This window comes from Glaesserella parasuis, assembly GCF_002015085.1.
In the GTDB taxonomy this organism is placed as follows: domain Bacteria; phylum Pseudomonadota; class Gammaproteobacteria; order Enterobacterales; family Pasteurellaceae; genus Glaesserella; species Glaesserella parasuis.
The window spans coordinates 31146-49943 of record NZ_MUXW01000020.1; the positions used below are offsets into that span (position 1 = coordinate 31146).

Below are 18798 nucleotides of genomic sequence, written 5' to 3' on the forward strand. Positions count from 1 at the left end.
ATAATTATATTCCTGATTCTTACCAACTCTTTGATTTAAATAGTTCTTCTATCTTATATATCGTCCTGTAATTCCTGCAAGAACCCACCACTTTGATGAGCCCACAGTTTTGCATAGACACCATTGAGAGCTAATAATTCCTCGTGACTACCTTGCTCAACAATTTCGCCTTTATCTAATACAATCAAGCGATCCATTGCCATAATGGTCGATAAACGGTGTGCAATGGCAACGACAGTTTTCCCTTCCATTAATTCGGTCAAATTTTCTTGAATAGCGACTTCCACTTCAGAGTCTAAGGCACTGGTTGCTTCATCTAATAATAAAATCGGTGCGTCTTTCAACATCACACGAGCAATCGCAATACGTTGACGTTGTCCGCCTGAGAGTTTCACGCCTCGTTCGCCGACGTGTGCATCATAGCCTGTTCTGCCTTTAGCATCACTGAGAAGCGGAATAAAATCAGAGGCAGAGGCTCGCTCAACGGCTTTAAGCATTTCTGCTTCTGTCGCCGTTGGACGACCATAAAGCAAATTATCTCGAACGGAACGATGTAATAATGAGGTGTCTTGGGTCACTAAACCAATTTGCGAGCGTAGGCTTTCTTGTGTTACATCACAAATGTTTTGCCCATCAATTTCCACGGAGCCTTTTTGCACATCATAAAAACGTAACAACAAATTCGTTAAAGTAGATTTTCCTGCCCCACTACGCCCCACTAAACCCACTTTTTCACCCGCCTTGATATGTAAATCAAAGCCTTTCAGTAGAGGCTTTTTCGCATTATAGGCAAAATCAACCTGATTAAATCGAATTTCACCTTGTGCCACTTCAAGCGGTTTTGCCTCTGCTTTATCTACAATTGTTCTTGGCTTGGATAAAGTTTCCATTCCATCTTGTACTGTCCCTAAGTTTTCAAATAAGCTAGCAAACTCCCACATAATCCATTGTGATAGACCTTTAATGCGTAACGCCAAAGCAGTAGAAGTGGCGATTGCCCCTGCAGTCACTTCACCTAACGTCCAAAGCCATAGCCCAATACCTGCGGTGATCGTAATTAATGCGATACTACTAAAATAGGTCAATGTTTCAATCGTTGTCACTAAACGCATCTGTTTATGTACTGTTACCATAAACTCTTCCATCGACTCTTTGGCATAGCGAGATTCTCGATTACCGTGAGAAAACAGCTTCACTGTCGCAATGTTTGAATAAGCGTCGGTAATTCGCCCTGTCATTAAACTGCGAGCATCGGATTGCTCTTGAGCTGCTTGAGCAAGTTTTGGCACATATAACCAAATAATCGTTGCCAAACTGACTACCCAAATAATAAAAGGCAAAAATAGCCAGCCATCAAGCTGAAGCAAAATTACACTGGTTGTCGTCAAATACACAATCGCATAGACCAGCATATCCGCACAGGTCATCAACACATCACGCACGGCTAATGCTGTTTGCATCACCTTAGCAGATACACGCCCAGCAAACTCGTCCTGATAAAAGCTCATACTTTGTCCGAGCATCAAACGGTGGAAATTCCAACGCAACCGCATCGGAAACACCCCTTGTAACGACTGAAAGCGAACAGCACAGCCGAGATAGACGAACACCACGCTCATCAATGCCACAATCAGCATCAATATCAGAGAAGTGCCTTTTTCTTGCCACAATTGTTGAGCAGAATAAGTGTTTACCCAGTCCACCAACTCGCCCATATACTGAAACAAAATCCCTTCAATAATGCCTATAAATGCAACAAAAATGATTAACGCCACAAAATAGCTTCTCATTCCTTTGGTGCTTTCAAAAATAAAAGGAATAACCTTTGCTCGAGGCGTATTCGGCATATCTTCTGGATAAGGATTAATGCGATTTTCAAACCAATCAAATAATTTATTTAACACGGGCTTTCCTTATAAGTATGGTAGGTAAAAATTGCAAGGTAATAAAATGTAGCGGACACACTCAGTGTGCCCCCTACCATTTGAAAAGAAACTATTGTTAGTTCCGTAGCAATAACTATGGATTTAGCAATTTCTCATCTAATGCTAAATCTTCGTTACGGTTAATACCAATCGGTTGTTTTAACACATTACGCGCAATTTCGTGTGCATCAGCTAAAGAGTGTTCTTTATAAGAGCCACATTGATATTCGTTTAATTCAGGAATTTTAGACTCATCAGGCACTTTTTCTAACGCATCACGCATAGAGGCTTCCCACGCTTTTGCCACTTCTTCAGCCGAAGGTGAACCAATTAACGACATATAAAATCCCGTACGGCAACCCATCGGGGAAATATCAATAATTTCAACGGTATCGCTATTGAGATGATCACGCATAAAACCAGCAAATAAATGTTCCATGGTATGAATACCACGAGGCGATAAAATCTCAATGTTTGGACGGACAAAACGTAAATCAAATACAGTAATCGTATTGCCCTTCGGGGTTGTCATGGTTTTTGCAACACGCACTGCTGGGGCATTCATTTTGGTGTGGTCAACTTTAAAGCTATCTAGTAAAGGCATAACAGTTCTCCAATAAATAAAATTATGTAGGGATTATAGCCTATTTAAGCCTGAGTTTTCATACAAGCGGTAAGTTATTCGAAATAATTTGCAAATTTTTACGCCAATCTAACCGCTTGCTTTCTAGTCAGTTTGGTGAAAATTCTGTATAATCGCCCGTCTTTTGTGATCTTCATCACAATTTTGGATTTCGTCAGATGAGCTTTAGCTCATCATTTTTTATTCTCGGTGGGCGAGCCCCACCCTACAATTAAGTTATTTCAATGCAACAATTAGATACTCAAAAACTGCGTAATATCGCAATCATTGCTCACGTTGACCACGGCAAAACCACGCTGGTTGATAAATTATTAAAACTTTCAGGCACATTAGACACTTCTCGTGGTGATGTAGATGAACGTGTAATGGACTCCAACGACCTTGAGAAAGAGCGTGGCATTACCATTCTTGCGAAAAATACCGCAATTAACTGGAACGGCTATCGTATCAATATCGTAGATACCCCAGGACACGCAGACTTCGGTGGTGAAGTTGAGCGTGTACTTTCAATGGTGGACTCGGTATTACTTGTGGTCGATGCCTTTGACGGTCCAATGCCACAAACCCGTTTCGTAACCCAAAAAGCATTTGCTCACGGTTTAAAACCTATCGTGGTTATCAATAAAGTTGACCGCCCAGGTGCTCGCCCTGACTGGGTGGTGGATCAAGTATTCGACTTATTCGTGAACCTTGGTGCGACAGACGAACAATTAGATTTCCCAATTATTTATGCTTCTGCATTAAATGGTGTTGCAGGTTTGGATCACGAAGATCTTGCACCAAATATGGATCCGCTCTTTGAAGCGATTGTAGGGCAAGTTTCTCCGCCAGATGTTGAACTTGATGCACCGTTCCAAATGCAAATTTCACAGTTAGATTACAGCAAATATCTAGGCGTTATCGGTATCGGTCGTATCAAACGTGGTACGGTTAAACCTAACCAACCTGTGACTGTCATTGATGCAGAAGGTAAAACCCGTAATGGTCGTGTTGGTCAAGTGTTAGGTCACTTAGGCTTACAACGCTATGAAGCCACCGAAGCCTATGCCGGCGACATCATTGCGATTACAGGTTTAGGCGAATTAAACATTTCAGATACCTTATGTGACATCAACAATGTTGAAGCACTTCCAGCTTTATCTGTTGATGAACCGACAGTGACAATGTTCTTCTGTGTAAACACATCACCCTTCTGCGGTCAAGAAGGTAAATTCGTTACTTCACGCCAAATTTTAGAGCGTTTGAAGAAAGAGTTAGTGCATAACGTCGCATTACGCGTAGAAGAAACTGATGACTCTGATGTTTTCAGCGTATCGGGTCGTGGTGAATTGCACTTGTCTGTATTAATCGAAAATATGCGTCGTGAAGGTTATGAATTAGCGGTATCTCGTCCAAAAGTAATTTTCAAAGAGATTGATGGTCGTAAACAAGAGCCGTTTGAGCAAGTGACCATTGATATTGAAGAACAACATCAAGGGGCGGTGATGGAAGCGCTTGGTATCCGTAAAGGTGAAGTGCGTGATATGATCCCAGATGGTAAAGGTCGTACTCGTTTAGAATACATTATTCCAAGCCGTGGCTTAATCGGTTTCCGTAATGAGTTTATGACGATGACATCAGGTACAGGCTTACTTTACTCAAGTTTCAGCCACTATGACGATGTAAAAGCAGGTGAAATTGGTCAGCGTATTAACGGCGTATTGATTTCAAACGGCACAGGTAAAGCCCTTGCTTACTCGCTCTATGCACTACAAGATCGTGGTAAATTAATGATCGATCACGGTGCAGAAATTTATGAAGGGCAAGTAATTGGTATTCACAGCCGTTCAAATGACCTAACCGTAAACCCGCTTGAAGGGAAAAAACTCACCAATATGCGTGCGTCAGGTAAAGATGATGCTTTAACCTTAACAACGCCAGTTAAATTCAGCTTGGAACAAGCGTTAGAATTTATTGATGATGACGAGTTAGTGGAAGTAGCACCAAAATCAGTGCGTATTCGTAAAAAATTACTCACTGAAGTAGAACGTAAACGTGCAAGTCGTACCACGACAAGTACCAGCACGAAGTAATGAGAAGTAGGGGCAACAATGCCCCTAATAATTTATAGGAGATTAAAAATGTTTGTAGAAATTTACGGCAGATTAAGTTGCCCTTATTGCGTTCGAGCAAAACAGCTTGCAGAAAAAATGAAAGCAGAATTACCTGATTTCGATTTTAAATTTGTCGATATGATCGCTGAAGGTATTGAAAAACAAGATTTAGAACCGCGTGTGGGTAAACCTGTTGCGACTGTGCCACAAATCTTTTTAGATGAGGTTCACGTTGGCGGTTATTCGGATTTTGCTCCTCTTATAGAAGAGAAGTTTGGAATTAAATTATAAGAAGATTTTAACTTACCCATTTGGAATTCGGTTAGTTAATCTGTAGCATTGCCTATAATAGGCTACTGACATATGAGAGAGCTTTTTAAGGGATTGTATACAAAAATTTATATAAGAATTAGGTTAAAGCCTTATTGTTATAAGGCTTTAACTTTCTAATCAACAAAAATTATTCATTATTTTAGTCTATTAAAAATCGTTATATTTAGATATGAGATCAGTTTTTTTATGAATTTAGAATACTTATTTCATATGGGAACCTATTATGATGAATAGAATTATCAATATAGGAGCTGGTGTAATAGACAAAATAGCAATTAAGAAATCATTATAAATATTTAGACTGTCGGGAGTAATATCACAGGGTATGAGATCACGTAGATCGTGTTCTTTACTCTCCATTGCTATTGTGTTTCAGTCCATTAAGCGCAACCAGCCCTTTATCACAACTTTTTTTCTGCATGATGAGATCTAATTTGAGGATCTGTTGTTTTGATGAAGAGAGTTTGTTCTTCATTGTCTGCATTTGAGTATGTGTACCAGGTTGTTTTTCTGCATCAGCAATCAGTTTATCAACTTCTTGAAACATTTTTTGGCACTGTTCAGGTAATATGCCATTGGTTTGAGGTTTGGTCATTACCAGTGAAGATGTTTTCAATTCAGTAGTGAAACCACTTATCGCAATGAATAATGCACCAGTTGCGATAATCATTGAACGTAAAATAGCGTTTTTCATAGTGTTCCTAATGATTAGTTTAACTGTTAGATGAAAGTCGCGTATACTAACATAGATCTTGATATATCGTCACGTACTATTTAAGGATCTTTATTCTTTATGTAAACAAATTGTTAAACTCAAAAGTTATATTCACAAATAATTTACAAATAGGTTGGACAGATAAATGTGTAGTATTTTGTCTAACTTGATTTATATCAAGTTATAACAATATAAATTTCATATTTTTTAAATATTTAGCTCAAAAATGTGACCAATGTAATAATTTTGCTATTTTTTATTTGCTTATTTACGAGTAGAATAGATTCTTGACATTATTGCTACTTATTAATCTTTGATTAGTAACTGTGCGAAAACAATGTTGATTGGGGGATTACTTGGTATTCTTGTAATCGAATAATTCAGACTTGTATATAAAGAGGTTTGAGATGTTAGACGTTGTTGAACTCTCACGTTTGCAGTTTGCTTTAACTGCTCTCTATCACTTCTTATTTGTACCGCTTACATTAGGCCTTTCTTTCGTTCTTGTGGTGATGGAAACCTTATATGTAACAACAGGTAAAGAAGTGTATAAGGATATGACAAAGTTCTGGGGTAAGTTATTTGGTATTAACTTTGCTCTAGGGGTAACGACAGGGATTACAATGGAATTCCAATTCGGTACTAACTGGTCATATTATTCTCACTATGTGGGTGATATTTTTGGTGCTCCATTAGCGATTGAAGGCTTAATGGCGTTCTTCTTAGAATCTACCTTCATTGGTCTTTTCTTCTTTGGTTGGGATCGTTTATCAAAAGGTAAACACTTACTAACGACTTTTGCGGTCGCATTTGGTTCTAACTTCTCTGCTTTGTGGATCTTAGTTGCGAACGGTTGGATGCAAAGCCCAGTAGGTTCAGAATTTAACTTTGAAACAATGCGTATGGAAATGGTCAGCTTCTCTGACTTAGTGCTAAACCCAGTAACACAATCTAAATTCTTACACACTGTTTCAGCAGGCTATACCTGTGGTGCGATCTTCGTATTAGGTGTAAGTGCATACTATATCTTAAAAGGTCGTGATCTTGGATTTGCTCGTCGTTCATTCTCAGTAGGTGCAAGTTTCGGTTTAGTGGCTATTATTTCTGTATTAATTATGGGTGATGAGTCTGGCTATGAAATCGGTAAAGCACAACCTGTGAAATTAGCGGCAATGGAAGGTGAATTTGAAACTCACCCAGCTCCAGCAGCGTGGAATGCGTTTGTTATTCCTAATACTGCAGAGATGAAAAATGAAGTTGCTATCGCAGTGCCTTATGCAGCAGGGATTATCGCAACTCGTTCTTTAGATACAGAAATTAAAGGTTTGAAAGATCTTCGTGAAGAGAACGTACAGCGTGTACGCAATGGTATCGTTGCTTACGGTTTATTAGAAAAATTACGTTCAGGCAACTATACTGTGGAAGATAAAGAAGCGTTCAAAGCAGTTCAAAAAGATCTTGGCTTTGGTTTACTTTTAAAACCATATACAGACAAAGTTGTTGATGCAACAGAAGAGCAAATCTTAAAAGCAGCAGCGGATACTATTCCAAACGTAGGTCCAACATTCTGGTCATTCCGTATTATGATGATTGCCGGTGGTTTAATGTTATTACTTATAATCGCAGCATTTGTTCAAAATGTACGCGGTACAGTAGGTACTAAACCATTGTTATTAAAAGCATTGTTATGGGGTATTCCACTTCCTTGGATTGCGATTGAAAGCGGTTGGTTCTTAGCTGAATATGGTCGTCAGCCTTGGGCAGTGTATGAGGTATTGCCAACAGGAGTAGCAAACTCTGCATTAACAACAGCAGATCTTTGGATTGCTATTGGTTTATTATGTGGCTTGTACACATTATTTTTAGTTGTAGAAATGTATTTAATGTTCAAATACGGTCGTCTTGGCCCAAGTGCATTAAAAACAGGTCGTTACCATTTTGAACAATCTGCGAAATAAGTAGGAGTAAAATATGTTAGATTATGAAGTTCTACGCTTTATTTGGTGGATTTTAATCGGTGTACTTTTAATCGGCTTTGCAATTACCGATGGTTTTGATATGGGGGTATTAACCCTATTGCCTGTGGTAGGTAAAAGCAATGTTGAACGCCGTGTCATGATTAACTCAATCGCTCCGCACTGGGACGGTAACCAAGTTTGGTTATTAACTGCAGGTGGTGCGATTTTTGCAGCGTGGCCAACAGTTTATGCAGCATCATTCTCTGGCTTTTTCTTAGCTATGATCTTGGTTTTAGCTGCGTTATTCTTCCGTCCAGTAGGTTTTGAATACCGTGCGAAAATTGATGATCAAAAATGGCGTAATGCTTGGGACTGGGGATTATTTGTGGGCGGTTTCGTTCCATCATTAATCTTTGGTGTTGCATTCGGTAACTTATTACAAGGCGTACCATTCCACTTTAATGAGTTAAACCAAGTAACTTACGAAGGTTCAACCCTTTGGAAATTATTAGGCTTATTAAATCCATTTGCATTACTTTGCGGTGTGGTAAGTTTAATGATGCTCACCACTCAAGGTGCAACTTGGTTACAAATGAAAACAACTGGCGAATTGCGTAACCGTGTAAGAAATGTGGCTCAAGTGACCGCTTTAGTGGCGTTAGGTGCATTCTTACTTGCTGGTGTTTGGGTTTACTTCAAAGATGGATTTGTGGTAACTAGCGTTTTAGATCACAATGCACAATCTACTTTAGTGAACAAAACAGTCGTATTAGAAAGCGGTGCGTGGTTCAAAAACTACTTTGAAATGCCAGTATTATTCATCATTCCTGGATTAGCAGTAATCGGTGCATTAGGTACAGTGGTTGGCTCTAAAGCAAATAACGGTGGACTTGCATTCTTATGCTCATCAATTATGCAAGCTGGCGTGATCTTAACTGCTGGTGTTGCAATGTTCCCATTCGTAATGCCATCAATTACTCACCCTGAAATGAGTTTAACAATGTGGGACGCAACTGCAAGCCATAACACATTAATGATTATGTTTGTGGTAGCTTGTATCTTCGTTCCAATCGTATTAGCTTATACTGTGTGGACTTACTTCAAAATGTTTGGTCGTCTTGACGCTAAATATATTGAAGAGAAAAGTGCAAGTTTATACTAAGGAGAACCAATATGTTTTATGTAACTTGGGTACTAGGTGTATTACTTGCTATTCTGTTTGCAACAGTAATCACTGTAAGTATTGAAAAAACAGGTAAGTTTGACGAGTAATGAGATGATTAATTCACTCTATCAACTCACAAGAAAGGGCTGGCTACAAGCCCTTTCTTTTATCCTTTCTATTGCAATGTTTGCAATGATATTGCTCTATTCCAACACCTTTGCTCTCTATTTTGGAGGGAAAATTCCTTACTTAGTCGCAGGTGTTTTCTATGGTATGTTGATTTTATTTGTTCATGGTTTTGGCTTTGAGATTAAATCAATGAGATGGCAGGTCGTTTTTATGCCATTGTTGGGGTATATCATTATCTTACCTTCACTAATTGCATTAGTCGTATTGCATTAGTCTTTAAATTAAGAGCCCAAAGCAACGGGTTCTTATCATATTGCTTATTTTATATTCAATTTGTTTCTAAAAATACTTGCACAACGATTTTTCTCTCTCTAGAATGACGAGCAATTTACGCCTGATTTTGGGGCGTTTTTCGTTTTGGAAAGATAGATAGGGCATTGCAATGGATTTTCCTATTCGTGTGTATTATGAAGATACTGATGCTGGTGGTGTAGTCTATCACGCATGTTATTTACATTTTTTTGAACGTGCAAGAACAGAATTTTTACGTCAGTTAGGGTTTTCTCAACAGCTATTACTAAGTCAATCAATAGCTTTTGTTGTGAAGAAAATGGAGATTGACTATAAGAAACCTGCTTATTTAGACGATTTTCTCACAGTTAAAAGCATTATTTCTGAACTAAAGGGTGCCAAAATAGTCTTTAAACAGACGTTATGGCGAGGTGAAGAGCGCTTGTGTGAAGTGAGTGTGGTTGTTGTGAGTGTTGATCTGTCAAAAATGAAAGCGATCGCCATACCTGAAGATATTAAGCAGGCTTTTAACGCTATAATCTCAATGTAATTGTTTTATTTGGAGTTTTTATCAATGGCAACTGAATTTAATTTAGTTTCATTATTTATGGAAGCGAGTATTGTTGTTAAGTTAGTTATCTTAATACTGATCTCTTTTTCCGTGTTATCTTGGGCAGTGATTATTCAACGTAGCCGCGTATTAACAAGAGCTAAAAAAGATTCTTTAGCCTTTGAAGATCGTTTTTGGTCTGGCGAAGATTTACATCGTTTACACGAAGGGTTAGAACATCGTCGAGATGGTCTAACTGGTGCTGAACACATTTTCTACGTTGGTTTTAAAGAATTTAACCGCTTACAGCAAGCAAACCCAGATTCGCCAGAGTCAATTATTCAAGGTTCTAGCCGTGCAATGAATCTTGCATTAAACCGTGAATTAGAAGAACTTGAAAATTACATTCCGTTCTTAGGTACTGTTGGTTCGATCAGCCCATATATTGGTTTATTTGGAACAGTTTGGGGGATTATGCACTCATTTATGGGACTAAGTGCGGTAAAACAAGCAACCTTACAATCTGTTGCACCAGGTATTGCCGAAGCATTAATTGCCACAGCGATTGGTTTATTTGCAGCAATTCCTGCAGTAATGGCATATAACCGTTTGAACTTGCGTGTAGGCAAATTAGAGCAGAATTATGTGAACTTTATTGATGAGTTCACCACAATTCTACATCGCCAAGCGTTTGCGAAAAAATAAGTAAAAATTAAGTGAAATGCTACCGCTTGTTGCGGTAGTTTGAATGGATAGATAAAGAGGAAACTATGTCTTACCGTCGTCGTAAACGTAATGACATTAAATCTGAAATTAACATAGTGCCATTTTTGGACGTGTTACTGGTGTTATTGCTGATTTTTATGGCAACAGCACCGATTATTAGTCAAAGTGTTGAAGTGGAATTGCCTGAAGATCGCCATAGTCAATCCGTTTCAAATGAAGATAAAACCCCTGTTATTTTAGAGATCGCTGGGGTCGCTTTGTACAAATTGAAAATTGACGGAAACTACATTCAAGTTAATGAACAAGAGAACTTAGCGGAGCAAGAAGTCATTGCTTATGCTGGTGAGGCTTTCCAAAAGGACAATAATACCTTATTCCTTGTGGCAGGTGGTAAAGATGTACCTTACGAAGAGGTAATGAAAGGTATCTCATTATTAAAAGATGCAGGGATCAAAACCGTAGGTTTAATGACCGAAGGTAAATAGTCAGCGAGGATAGAGCGTGAAATATCAAAATGATAGATTAGAACTCGCTATAATTGTGTCAGTTTTACTGCATTTATTGTTGATAGGCTTATTAATACTGGGTTCTTTTTTCACTAATACTCACTTAGCTTCTGCTGGCGGAAGTGGCGGTGATAGTGAATCTCTTGAAGCTGTGATGGTTGATACTGGACAGGTAGCCGCTGAATATGGGCGATTAAAAGCTGAAAAGCAAGGGCAAGCGAAGGTTGAACCTAAAGAAGAGCCTAAAGAGGAAGTTAAGGAAGAGGTTGAAGATAAACCTACCCCAGAAGAAATTGCTGAACAACAAGAACGTGAGAAGGCAATTCAGTTAGCTCAGCAGAAGCAACAAGAAGAAAAACGTCAGCAAGAATTGGCTCGTCAAGAAGCATTGAAACAAGAGCAAATTAAGCAAGAACAGTTGAAAAAACAGCAGGAAGAAGCAACACAACGTAAACTTGCAGAAGCTGCTCGTTTGAAAGCTGAAGCCGAAGCAAAACGTTTAGAAGCCCTTGCAAAGCAAGCGGAAGAAGAACGGAAAATAAAAGAAGCAGAGCAACAAAAACGACTTGAAGAGCAGAAAAAGCTAAAAGCAGAACAGCAAGCTAAAGCACAAGCAGAAAAAGAAGCAAAAGAGAAAGCAGAACAAGAAGCGAAGCTCAAAGCCGAAAAAGAGGCTAAAGAAAAAGCAGAGAAAGAAGAGAAGCTCAAAGCTGAAAAAGAAGCAAAACTAAAAGCGGAGAAAGAAGCTAAGGCAAAAGAGGAAAAAGAAGCGAAAGCTAAAGCTGCTGCAGAGGCAAAAGCGAAAGCTGAAGCGGCTGCAAAAGCTGAAAAAGCGAAAAATAATAAAGCGCTTGATGATTTTTTAAGTGGCGGCGAAGTTGGCGGAGGCACGAGCAACGGCGGTAATAAAAATAGTGCTGGCTCACAAGGCTCTGGCGGTACAAAAGGTTTAGGTCAGGGTGCTAATGTTGATGGCAATGCCTATGGGCAGCGAATTAAAAAACTTATTCAGTCAAAATACCGTGTTGATCCGAGTTTTGCAGGTAAACAATGTGATGTGAAAATTTTCCTAGAGCGAGATGGTACTATTACCAACTATCAAGTCGTTTCAGGGGATAAAGCAGTGTGTGATGCGGCTGTAAGTGCAATTGTAGCAACCCGTAAAGTGCCACCAGCACCATCAGATGCAGTTTATCAGCAATATAAGTCACCAACATTAGATTTTAGTTTAAAAGTTCAATAGTTCAACCTAGAGGGTTAAGATGAAATTAGTATCTCGTTTAACGAGTATTCTTGGTGTTATCGGATTATTTTTTTCTGTTAGTGTAAAAGCTGAGTCAGATGTTAGAATTTCGATTGACCAAGGTGTGAGTATGGCTCAACCGATAGCGGTTATCCCATTTAAAGCAATGGGGGGCGTACCTGATGATGTCGCTCAAATTATCGCTGATGATTTGAGAAATAGTGGCAAGTTTACACCGCTTGATCGTGCGAGTTTACCTGCACAACCAAGTTCAGCGGTAGAAGTTAATCCTGAACAGTGGACGAATATCGGCATTGATAATGTGGTTGTTGGGCAAGTATCTGTGGTAGGTGGTGGCTATAACATCGCTTATCAATTAGTGGATACCCTAGGAAAGTCAGGGGCAGCAGGCAATGTGATTGTACAAGGTTCATTTAATGTTCCAGCAGCTCAAATGCGTTTAGGTGCTCATACAGTAAGCGATCAAGTATTTGAAAAATTAACACAGATCCGTGGTGCATTTAGAACTAAAATCGCTTATGTGGTACAACGTGGAGTGTCCTCTTACGAGTTGCGTGTATCAGATTATGATGGTTTTAACGCCTTTACCATCGTAAAAAGTAAAGAGCCTTTAATGTCACCAGAATGGTCACCAGATGGTTCAAAATTAGCTTATGTGACTTTTGAAAACAAAAAATCACAGGTTGTTGTTCACGATATTCGTTCGGGAGCAAGAAAAGTGGTCGGATCTCTTAGAGGGCATAATGGCGCGCCCTCATTCTCACCAGACGGTTCAAGAGTGGCGTTTGCTTCTAACCAAGATGGTGTATTAAATATTTATGTAACAGGGGTGGGCGGTGGTTCACCAAGACAATTAACCAGTAACGCAGGAAATAATACCGAACCAAGCTGGTCACCAGATGGTGGTTATATCTTGTTTACATCAGACCGTGGTGGCTTACCACAGGTTTATCAAATGAGTTCATCTGGTGGTGGTGCTAGCTTAATTGGTGGCAGCGGCAGTGGTAAAATTTCGGCAGATGGCAAGAATTTAATCATGGTTTCAGGTGATAGAATTGTAAGACGAGATCTTGTTTCGGGTAGCACAGAAGCAATCAGTTCTACGTTTTTAGACGAAAGTCCAAGTATTTCACCAAATGGAACAATGGTTATTTATAGCTCTACCAAAGGTGTGAGTAAAGTGCTACAATTGGTGTCCGCAGATGGGCGTTTCAAAGCTAATTTGCCGGGAGCAGGTGGACAATATAAATTCCCTGCTTGGTCACCTTATCTGACTAAACAATAATTCTTTTTTGGAGAAAAAAATGAAAAAACTAGCTAAAGTTTTAATGATTGCGGCACCAGCTTTCGTTTTAGCAGCTTGCAGCAGCTCAAATGACAACGCAAGTGCTAATGCAGGTCAAACATTCGGTGGTATGTCTGCTCAAGATTTACAAACCCGTTACAACACTGTATATTTTGATTTCGACAGCTACACAGTAAAAGCTGAAGATCAACAACTTTTAGATGCACACGCACAATACTTAGTTGCATCTAAAGGCAAAGTAACTGTTGCAGGTCACGCTGATGAGCGTGGTACTCCAGAGTACAACATCGCTTTAGGTCAACGTCGTGCTGACGCAGTTAAAGATGTTTTAGCAACTAAAGGTGCTAGCAACGTAGCAACAGTTTCTTACGGTGAAGAAAAACCAGCAGTATTAGGTCACTCAGAAGCTGATTACTCTAAAAACCGTCGTGCAGTGTTAGAGTACTAATTTTTAGTTTTCTAAAATGCCAAACAGTAAAGCTCCGAAAATTCGGGGCTTTATTTTTATGTGTAAATTCTATATTACTTAATTATTTTTTAAGGATTTTCCGTTAAAATGCTCACAATTTTGAATAAGTAAGTAAGGGCAGTCGATGCAATTTATTGGGAAAATTCTCGGTTTCATTTTAGGTTATAAGTTTTTTGGCGGATTTTTTGGCGGTTTGCTAGGGCTTATTATTGGGCATTGGGGCGATAAAAAACTGTATGAGCTAGGTAGCGTATCTTCAACTATGTTTGGCAAAGCACTAACTCGTCAGTCACTCTTTATGCAGACAACTTTTGCGGTATTAGGACATATTTCCAAAGCAAAAGGACGAGTAACGGAAAATGATATCCAGCTTGCCCGTCAGTTAATGGCGAATATGAAACTCGATGCAAATAATCAACAACTTGCTCAAAAAGCCTTTACTTTAGGAAAAGAGGCTAATTTCCCGTTACGCCAAGTTATGCAAGAGTTCCGTGAAGCCTGTGGACAACGCCGTGATTTATTGCGTTTCTTCGTGGAAGTTCAAATGCAAGCTGCATTACAAGATGGCAATTTAGATGGCAATGAGCAACAAATTTTATTCACTATCGCCGAAACGTTAGGAATGTCTCGTTTACAGTTTGAGCAGATGATAGCAATGGTGGCAGCAGCTCAACGTTTCCGCTCAGGCTATTATCAATATGAACAGCAAGGCTCAAACCAACAAGGACAATATCAAGGAAATTATGGTGGTTATCAGCGTTCAAGTGAACCAAGTTTAAAAGATGCTTATAGCGTATTAGGGGTGTCAGAAAGCGGCGATCAAACGACGGTTAAACGTGCCTATCGCAAATTAATGAATGAACATCACCCAGATAAGTTAGTCGCTAAAGGTTTACCGCCTGAAATGATGGAAGTGGCAAAAGAAAAAGCACAGCAAATTCAAGCTGCTTATGATCTTATTTGTAAATCAAAAGGTTGGAAATAATGCAAAAAAGTTCTCATATCGTTCCGCTTTTCTTAGCGATTGTGATTACGGTTGTTTCCGTATGGTCTGGTTTTAACCCGACAGACAGAGCCGTCTGGTATGCAGAAGTAATGCCGATTTTTGTGGTATTTGCTCTACTTCTACTCACTTATCAACATTTTCAATTTAGTGGGCTTGCCTATGTGCTGATGTCACTGTGGATGATTATGCACCTCATCGGTGCAAAATATACCTTTGCGAATGTGCCGTTTGATTGGGCAAATCAGTATTTGACCTTCTTAGGCGAAGATCGTAACCACTTTGATCGTGTAGCTCACTACATTATCGGCTTTTATAGTTTCCCAATGGCAGAATGGTTATTGCGTAAACGTAAATGCGGCTTGGGCGTGGCATTCTTCTTCTCGCTCTTTTTTATTATGTCAGTTGCCGCAACTTACGAAATCATCGAATGGCAATATGCAGTGATTGAAGGGGGTAATGCTGGCATTGAATTTTTAGGTTCGCAAGGCGATATTTGGGACGCACAAAAAGATATGCTTGCCGATACGTTAGGGGCAATTACTGCATTAATCATCTACTTAATTGCTCGCCCTGACCTACGTTTACACCATTTTTCTTACTAATAGCGGTCGGATTTTGTGGAAAATTTACCAAAAGTTATCCTTGCACCTATGCAAGGGGTGTTAGACCCTTTTGTGCGTCAATTATTAACGACAGTCAATGATTATGATCTGTGCATTTCAGAATTTGTGAGAGTGGTCGATCAAAAACTGCCGAAGAAAACGTTTTATCGCCTTTGCCCTGAATTACATAATAACGGTTTTACCCCATCGGGTACGCCTGTGCGTGTACAACTTTTAGGACAACACCCACAATGGTTAGCAGAAAACGCAGCACTTGCCGTTGAACTAGGCTCGTACGGGGTTGATCTCAACTGCGGTTGCCCGTCTAAAACAGTGAATGGCAGTAACGGCGGTGCGTCCTTGCTGAAACAACCTGAATTGATTTATCGAGCAACAAAAGCAATGCGAGAAGCGGTGCCTAGCCATCTTCCTGTGTCGGTCAAAGTACGGCTAGGCTGGGACAGTAGCGAACAAGCCTTTGAGATCGCCGATGCGGTGGTGCAAGGCGGTGCAACGGAAATTACTGTGCACGGCAGAACCAAAATGGACGGCTATCGAGCAGAACGCATTAATTGGCAAGCCATCGGCGAGATAAAAAAACGACTGCCTATCCCTGTAATTGCAAATGGCGAAATTTGGGATTATCTCTCTGCAAAAAAATGTCGTGAAGTGACCGCTTGCGATGCGTTAATGATTGGGCGTGGGGCGTTAAATGTGCCAAATTTAAGCAAAGTTGTGAAATATAATCAGCCTAAAATGGCGTGGAACGAGGTATTACAGCTCTTATTTCAATATGTACATATGGAAAACGAACTGGATACCGGCTTTTATCACGTCGCACGCATTAAACAGTGGCTACGTTATCTCGATAAAGAGTATCCCGAAGCGGTGCAACTGTTTGATATTCTCAAAACAGAACACGGCTACGAAGGGTTAAAGCAACACATTACACAAGCGGTGAGATCTTAATGGAAAAACGCATTTTTACCGAAGAAATGGTTGAAACAGAAGTAAAACATCAACCAAAACAAGAGTTTAGCGACGCAGACATTCAGCTTGACGAAGATCCAAAAGCAGTTGAAGCAGAACTGATTATTGAAGAAAGTTTAAAACCCTCTTGCTTCTGGCTAAGGTTATTTCTAGCTGCGTTGGCTCTGTTTGGCGTTGCGACCATTGCTCAATCAGTGCAATGGTTGATTGATACTTGGCAAGCAAATCAATGGATCTATTTTGCCTTTGCCGTTGCTTTTTTTGGCATCAGTTTGGCTGGTGTAGGGGCTATTATCAACGAATGGCGGAAGTTACGTTGGTTGCGTAAACATCATTATCATCAGCAAGTGAGCCAACAATTACTACTGGAAACAGCGGATACAAGCGGTGAAAAAGCACGAGAATTTTGCAAATTGGTGGTTAAAAATTTGGCTCAAACGCCGATGGTTCAACAGGCGGAACAGCGTTGGCAATCTCAGCTTGACGAAGCCTATAACAGCCAAGAAGTGCTGTATCTTTTCAGTGAAAATGTATTAAGCCCGATTGATAACCAAGTGAAAAAGTTAATTAGTAAAAATGCGGTGGAAAATGCAATTATCGTTGCAGTAAGCCCTTTGGCGTTGGTGGATATTTTAATGGTGGCGTGGCGAAACATTGCTTTAGTCAATAAAATCACCAAAGCCTACGGTATGGAATTGGGCTATATCAGCCGTTTAAAACTGTTCCGAATGGTGATGACCAATATGCTCTTTGCAGGGGCAACGGAAATTGCCAGCGATGTCGGGTTAGATTTTTTCTCACAAAATCTCACCGCTCGTTTATCGGTTCGAGCGGCACAAGGGATTGGTATGGGACTGCTCACCGCTCGCTTAGGCATTAAGGCAATGGAATTTTGTCGTCCAGTGGTGTTCCAACAAAATGAACGACCAAAACTTTCTGTTGTCAGACAAGAGCTGATCGGCGTTCTAAAAGAACAAATGTTCAGTAAAAGTAGGGAAGAATTTGAGTTTTTCCACAATAATTAATTTTACAATATCTGCATGAGTTTACTGATGTTGTATTCTCTTCGGGGGCAAAATTGTGTAGTTGTTTTAAATTAAATACTAATCTGGCATAATGCCCGAAGAGCGAATTAATCCCTGAATAAAATGATTTACTGGCTGTTTTTGTTTGGATGTCAATCATTAAATGATACGGACAGCGGTATAAATAATACGATTTAGCTATAGTAACTTATCAAGTTACTTTCTTATGAAAAAAAAGAGTTAATCAGATTAATTAAATGTTTTAGGTTGTCTAATGAAAATTGCCCTTGGAATTGAGTACGATGGTTGCCGTTATTGTGGGTGGCAGCGCCAACAATATGTTGATTCAGTACAGCAAAGATTGGAAGAAGCCTTATCAGTCATTGCAAATTCATCTTGTGAAGTGTTTTGTGCAGGGCGAACTGATGCGGGAGTACATGCTACTGGGCAGGTTGTACACTTTGATACGGATGTAAATCGACCTATGCAGAGTTGGTGTTTAGGGACCAATGCTCATTTACCAGAAGATATTGTGGTGAAATGGGCTATTGGAGTAAGTGACGATTTTCATGCTCGTTTTAGTGCTCTTGCTCGTCGCTATCGTTATGTTATTTATAATAATAAATTACGTTCAGCCATATTACCGAAAGGGATTTCTCATTATCACTATTCTCTGGATCATGAAAAAATGCATGAAGCAGGGCAGTTTTTATTGGGAGAGAATGATTTCAGTTCATTTCGAGCTGCGAAGTGTCAATCACATACGCCATGGAGAAATGTTCATCATCTCATTGTGAGTCGCCATCAAGACTATATTATATTGGATATTCAAGCGAATGCCTTCGTTCACCACATGGTAAGAAATATAGTTGGTAGTTTGATTGAGGTTGGAAGAGGCGATAAACCTGTTGAATGGATTAAATGGCTATTAGAAAAACGAGATAGGACGTTGGCTGCACCAACAGCGAAAGCTGAGGGACTATACTTGGTTGAAGTTATTTATCCTGAGAAATTTAGTATTCCTCAGATGCCATTAGGACCTTTATTCTATTATGGTAAATAACTATTTATGTATATTTTAAGAAAATCAGTACTAGTATCT

Annotated in this window: 20 protein-coding genes; 17 read left to right on the forward strand and 3 right to left on the reverse strand. The window is 39.6% G+C overall.

The window, feature by feature from the left end:
* Window positions 1–53: 53 nt before the first annotated feature.
* Both B0183_RS06645 and luxS read right to left on the reverse strand, forming a co-directional pair.
* Window positions 54–1904 (reverse strand): ABC transporter ATP-binding protein, encoded by a 1851-nt coding sequence (locus tag B0183_RS06645; protein ID WP_021119080.1) that lies wholly within the window; start codon window positions 1902–1904, stop codon window positions 54–56.
* Between the two features lie 115 nt (window positions 1905–2019).
* Window positions 2020–2529 (reverse strand): S-ribosylhomocysteine lyase, encoded by a 510-nt coding sequence (luxS, locus tag B0183_RS06650; protein ID WP_021119079.1) that lies wholly within the window; start codon window positions 2527–2529, stop codon window positions 2020–2022.
* Window positions 2530–2792: 263 nt separating this feature from the next.
* Between luxS and typA the strand changes: the two genes are divergently transcribed.
* Entirely contained in the window at window positions 2793–4640 is a 1848-nt protein-coding gene (gene typA, locus B0183_RS06655; RefSeq protein ID WP_021119078.1) for a translational GTPase TypA, read from the forward strand.
* A gap of 48 nt (window positions 4641–4688) precedes the next feature.
* Window positions 4689–4952 (forward strand): GrxA family glutaredoxin, encoded by a 264-nt coding sequence (locus B0183_RS06660; RefSeq protein WP_012621534.1) that lies wholly within the window; start codon window positions 4689–4691, stop codon window positions 4950–4952.
* Between the two features lie 391 nt (window positions 4953–5343).
* Here B0183_RS06660 and B0183_RS06665 read toward each other — a convergent pair whose 3' ends face one another.
* Complete coding sequence (locus tag B0183_RS06665; RefSeq protein ID WP_021112247.1) at window positions 5344–5688, reverse strand: DUF5339 domain-containing protein; 345 nt, start codon at window positions 5686–5688, stop codon at window positions 5344–5346.
* A 428-nt stretch (window positions 5689–6116) separates the two neighbouring features.
* On the opposite strand from B0183_RS06665, the gene B0183_RS06670 reads away from it, so the two are divergent.
* The 15 genes from B0183_RS06670 to truA all read left to right on the forward strand — a co-directional run bounded on the left by B0183_RS06670 (window position 6117) and on the right by truA (window position 18759).
* Window positions 6117–7667, forward strand: coding sequence for a cytochrome ubiquinol oxidase subunit I (locus tag B0183_RS06670; protein ID WP_021112162.1), 1551 nt, complete (start codon window positions 6117–6119; stop codon window positions 7665–7667).
* Window positions 7668–7680: 13 nt separating this feature from the next.
* Complete coding sequence (gene cydB, locus B0183_RS06675) at window positions 7681–8829, forward strand: cytochrome d ubiquinol oxidase subunit II (protein ID WP_021113881.1); 1149 nt, start codon at window positions 7681–7683, stop codon at window positions 8827–8829.
* An 11-nt stretch (window positions 8830–8840) separates the two neighbouring features.
* Window positions 8841–8939 carry a CydX/CbdX family cytochrome bd oxidase small subunit gene (locus B0183_RS06680; RefSeq protein WP_005619000.1) on the forward strand — a complete coding sequence of 33 codons (99 nt, stop codon included), beginning with the start codon at window positions 8841–8843 and terminating at the stop codon, window positions 8937–8939.
* Window positions 8940–8943: 4 nt separating this feature from the next.
* Window positions 8944–9234, forward strand: a complete 291-nt coding sequence (locus tag B0183_RS06685) for a cyd operon YbgE family protein (RefSeq protein ID WP_078208547.1) — start codon at window positions 8944–8946, stop codon at window positions 9232–9234.
* A 169-nt stretch (window positions 9235–9403) separates the two neighbouring features.
* Window positions 9404–9802, forward strand: coding sequence for a tol-pal system-associated acyl-CoA thioesterase (gene ybgC, locus B0183_RS06690; RefSeq protein ID WP_021111517.1), 399 nt, complete (start codon window positions 9404–9406; stop codon window positions 9800–9802).
* A 24-nt stretch (window positions 9803–9826) separates the two neighbouring features.
* Window positions 9827–10507 (forward strand): protein TolQ, encoded by a 681-nt coding sequence (gene tolQ / locus B0183_RS06695; protein ID WP_021112163.1) that lies wholly within the window; start codon window positions 9827–9829, stop codon window positions 10505–10507.
* Between the two features lie 65 nt (window positions 10508–10572).
* Window positions 10573–11013 carry a colicin uptake protein TolR gene (gene tolR / locus B0183_RS06700; RefSeq protein WP_005711390.1) on the forward strand — a complete coding sequence of 147 codons (441 nt, stop codon included), beginning with the start codon at window positions 10573–10575 and terminating at the stop codon, window positions 11011–11013.
* A gap of 16 nt (window positions 11014–11029) precedes the next feature.
* Window positions 11030–12277 carry a cell envelope integrity protein TolA gene (gene tolA, locus B0183_RS06705; RefSeq protein ID WP_078208548.1) on the forward strand — a complete coding sequence of 416 codons (1248 nt, stop codon included), beginning with the start codon at window positions 11030–11032 and terminating at the stop codon, window positions 12275–12277.
* Window positions 12278–12296: 19 nt separating this feature from the next.
* Window positions 12297–13583, forward strand: coding sequence for a Tol-Pal system beta propeller repeat protein TolB (gene tolB / locus B0183_RS06710; protein ID WP_016528199.1), 1287 nt, complete (start codon window positions 12297–12299; stop codon window positions 13581–13583).
* Between the two features lie 19 nt (window positions 13584–13602).
* On the forward strand, window positions 13603–14052 hold the full coding sequence (gene pal, locus B0183_RS06715; protein ID WP_021111522.1) for a peptidoglycan-associated lipoprotein Pal: 450 nt from the start codon (window positions 13603–13605) through the stop codon (window positions 14050–14052).
* A 145-nt stretch (window positions 14053–14197) separates the two neighbouring features.
* Window positions 14198–15058, forward strand: coding sequence for a co-chaperone DjlA (gene djlA, locus B0183_RS06720; protein ID WP_075630545.1), 861 nt, complete (start codon window positions 14198–14200; stop codon window positions 15056–15058).
* Window positions 15058–15681, forward strand: a complete 624-nt coding sequence (locus tag B0183_RS06725; RefSeq protein ID WP_078208549.1) for a DUF2238 domain-containing protein — start codon at window positions 15058–15060, stop codon at window positions 15679–15681. Before djlA ends, B0183_RS06725 begins: the two co-directional genes overlap by 1 nt.
* A 15-nt stretch (window positions 15682–15696) precedes the next feature.
* Window positions 15697–16650 carry a tRNA dihydrouridine(16) synthase DusC gene (gene dusC, locus B0183_RS06730; RefSeq protein WP_075630543.1) on the forward strand — a complete coding sequence of 318 codons (954 nt, stop codon included), beginning with the start codon at window positions 15697–15699 and terminating at the stop codon, window positions 16648–16650.
* Window positions 16650–17696: a TIGR01620 family protein gene (locus B0183_RS06735; RefSeq protein ID WP_035493545.1), complete on the forward strand. Its 1047-nt coding sequence runs from the start codon at window positions 16650–16652 to the stop codon at window positions 17694–17696. Before dusC ends, B0183_RS06735 begins: the two co-directional genes overlap by 1 nt.
* A gap of 274 nt (window positions 17697–17970) precedes the next feature.
* Window positions 17971–18759 (forward strand): tRNA pseudouridine(38-40) synthase TruA, encoded by a 789-nt coding sequence (gene truA / locus B0183_RS06740; RefSeq protein WP_010785880.1) that lies wholly within the window; start codon window positions 17971–17973, stop codon window positions 18757–18759.
* The last annotated feature ends 39 nt before the right edge of the window (window positions 18760–18798 follow it).